The sequence below is a fragment of the Candidatus Aquicultor sp. genome, from assembly GCF_054640775.1.
In genome coordinates this window covers 1-3,643 of the sequence record NZ_JBTSLF010000232.1, presented here as the reverse complement: position 1 = coordinate 3,643, position 3,643 = coordinate 1, and the positions used below count along the sequence as shown (strand labels likewise).

Genomic DNA, 3,643 nt, shown 5'->3' with positions numbered 1-3,643 from the left:
GGGGCGAAATTAGAGGTACGCAGCCTGTCGGCTGATTCTTTTAATAAACAATCAATCATTAATACAGTAAATACTATCGACGCACATCTTTTACTTAAGAGAAGTGCTTTTTTTAAACTCTACAAAACAGTTAGCGAATCTTTTAAATTAAATAAATTAATTAGACTAAACAAATCAATTTCTTCTCTTATCCTATTTCTCATAATTACCTCCTCTATATTATTAACAACCGATTCCGTCTCCGCCAAGACTATAAACTTTGGTACGGCAGGCGATAATCTTTTGTTTAATGGGATGATGGGAATTGGAACATCAGATATTGAAGCATGGCAGACATCACTTGGTAGTGCTGCTATTGAATTTACAGCTGGTTCGATTTATGGCTATAGAAGCGGAAACTTAATGTTAAATCAAAATTCTTATTATGATGGTACATGGAAATATAAATATGCAGATGGTGCAGCAGGATATTTTATGAGTTCTGGCGGACATTATTTTAGAACATCTCCAACAGGCAGTGCAAATGCGGCAATTCCATGGATTGATGCTATGATAATTACAAGCGGCGGCAATGTTGGAATTGGAACGAATGCACCGGGGGCAAAATTACATGTTGGTAATTTTTTGCTTAATGCTCAATCAGATGTTTCAAAAATTTCTGTTTTTGGAGACACGGCTGCGGGGATTGTTTATCCTCTAACCATCACTAATTATGCTGCCCAAGCAGCCGGGAATGAAGCTAGAATTAGTTTTAATTTTGGAAATAATAGTTGGTCTTCTACCGCGTTCATTGGGGGTGTAATTGAAAACGCCACCGGGGCTATTACTGGTCTTTCTTTGGGTACCTATAACGGCAGTCTTTCGGAAAAAGTTAGAATTAGCGGTGCGGGAAATGTCGGGATCGGAACTACGGGGCCGACGAGAAAATTAACCGTTGTTGATAATAGCGGCACGGCGAATACGGGATCAATATTATTTGGATATAGTACTACAGCTAATTGGGAATTGGCGCGAGAGAATGTATCTACTGGTAGGTTACAAATAATAAACAATCAGAATGGGACTGTGACTGAACCAGTATCCGTATTATTAAATGGCTATGTCGGAATTGGGACGACGAATCCGGGAATGAAGTTACATATTATTGGAAACGACAATCAAATTAAAATTGATACTGCAAGTGAGGGTGCGGCGGGTATTTTTCTCGCACAAGCAGGCGCACTGAAGTGGGAATTATATGACTATGGCACGGCATTCCACTTATACAATTATGGAACCGCCTCTGATGCATGGACGGTGCTTAGATCCAACGGCAACGTCGGCATCGGCACCACCGCTCCGAACGATAAATTATCAATTGGTAATGGCGGTGCTGCCGCTCCCGCCGGCTCATCCGCCACCGGACATAACTACACAAGCACATATTTAGGTACTGATAATTATGCCCTAGTTAATTATGGATTAGTTAATACTCTAGTTAATAGCACAAATCTTTGGAGCGGGACAAAAGATGGAACTATTTGGAATGGTACGGCAGGGGCGGGAAATGTCGGGATTGGGACGACGAATCCCCAGGTAAAATTGCATGTTTTAAGTAGTTCTAATCACATGATTCGTTTAGAACAAACTGAGAACGCTACATCGGGACAATATGCAGGAATTCAATGGATTTCTGGAAGTAGAAATGCTTATATTTTTCTCGGCAATGCCGCATCTACTAGCTGGTATGGAGGTGACGGGGCAATGAATTTATATACCGATGTTGGAAATATAGCTTTTTTTCCGGCCACTGTAGAAAGAATGAGAATAACAGCAGGCGGCTCCGTCGGTATCGGGACAACTAATCCGGCCATGCCACTATCTGTTGTTGGTGGCTCTACTGGCACTATTAGAATGCAAACAGCTAATGGAACAGCACCTTATTTAGATATTTATCAAGCTTCGGTCAAGCAATGGGGGATAGTAAATCCTGCTAGTACAAATAGACTTTCTATAGTTGAAGATGGCTCTACTGGTACCGAGAGATTGACGGTTGCGACCGGCGGCAACGTTGGAATTGGAACGACGGCACCTAATTATAAACTTGAAGTTAGAGGAACAAATCCAACCCTGTCTGTTGGAACGGATGCTGACAGTCAAGTGACTAAGATTAGAACAGGTTATCAGGGTGCTGGTGGATATGGTATGGAAATGTCGTATTCAACTGCTGCTGCTCAGTCATTTCTTGATTCGACATATCCTCAGACTGCCAGTACCATGTATGGTGATTTGAATATTCGCCAAAATGTCGGCGGTACGATGACTTCCCGAATTTATATTCAGAATTATCCTTCTGGCAACGTCGGGATTGGAACAACTAATCCAACTCTTAAATTACAAGTTAACGGAGATATAAGTGTCCCCGCTGCTTCTGCCTTTTATTTCAGGGATTCAGACGGAAACTGGAAAATGGGTTCAGATATAATAGCCGATAGTGGTGGAATGTTAACTTCAAATACTACTCAATTATTAGTAGGCAGTAATGCCGGAATGGGTTTTCAAATTATGGGACATAACGCCCCCACTCTTCCAATTTTTGAAGTCTCTGGCTTGGGGGCAGTTCATATGGTTGGCAATGTTGGGATTGGGACGACTGCGCCGGAAGCTATGCTCCATGTCATTGGAAATAGTAGTGGAGTATCTGGTAGTTATGGATATGTGAGTCAAATAATAGAAAATTCTTCTAATTACCCGGCTTTGTTATTTAAACACGGTACGGTAGGTACCTTAATGAGACAAGAACCCAGTGGAGATTTTGTTATAGTAAATGGCGCAACAAACGGAACGTTTGCTGAAAGACTTAGAGTCATGGCTGGTGGCAACGTTGGGATTGGGACGACAGCGCCAGGAGCAAAGCTGGATATTCGTGGTACCAGCGTGGTATCGGGATCAGCAGATGTGTGGCAGATGTCATCTACTGTGCCAGGGGCAACGTCTTGGCAATTTGGGTATCGTGATTATAATAATTTTGAAATTAGAAATGTTAGCAATGGGATTCCTGTTATGACAATGCAATACGCTGGTAATATTGGAATCGGTACCACCGCTCCAGCCGGAAGATTAACAGTAACAACGCATACTGGTTCTGTCGCTGATGAGAATATTCTCGAACTAAGAGAAGGCGCTAATCCTACGTATGGCTGGTATTGGACTCTCGATGATTTAGTAGATGGTGATTTAAAACTTTGGAGAAAAAATCCTGGCGCTGCTGAAGTTATAAATTTCGCCAGAGGTACAGGGGATGTTATTTTTGCCGGCTCCGTTACTGCTACCGCCTTCATCTACTCTTCCGACCGCAACCTCAAACAAAACATTGCGACTATTCAAAGTCCGCTTGAAAAGATTATGCAACTCCGTGGAGTAACCTTTAACTGGAAGAAAGATAATACTCCTAGCATTGGTCTAATCGCTCAAGAAGTAGAGCAAGTCTTTCCGGAATTAGTCACTGGTCAAGAGGGGAGCAAGGCGGTCCAATATGGAAACCTAGTCGCTCCATTAATAGAAGCGGTTAAGGCACAACAAACGGAGATTAAAAATAATAATGAAGAGATTGCGAAGTTAAAAGCGCAACAAGCGGAAACGATCAAATTAAATAATAATCTCT

1 protein-coding gene is annotated in these 3,643 nt (G+C 42.0%); it reads left to right on the top strand.

The genetic code is table 11. From position 1 onward, the window contains the following. The coding region (locus ACYC56_RS13315; RefSeq protein ID WP_461374660.1) for a tail fiber domain-containing protein at positions 1 to 3,643 on the top strand (3,643 nt) is incomplete at both ends.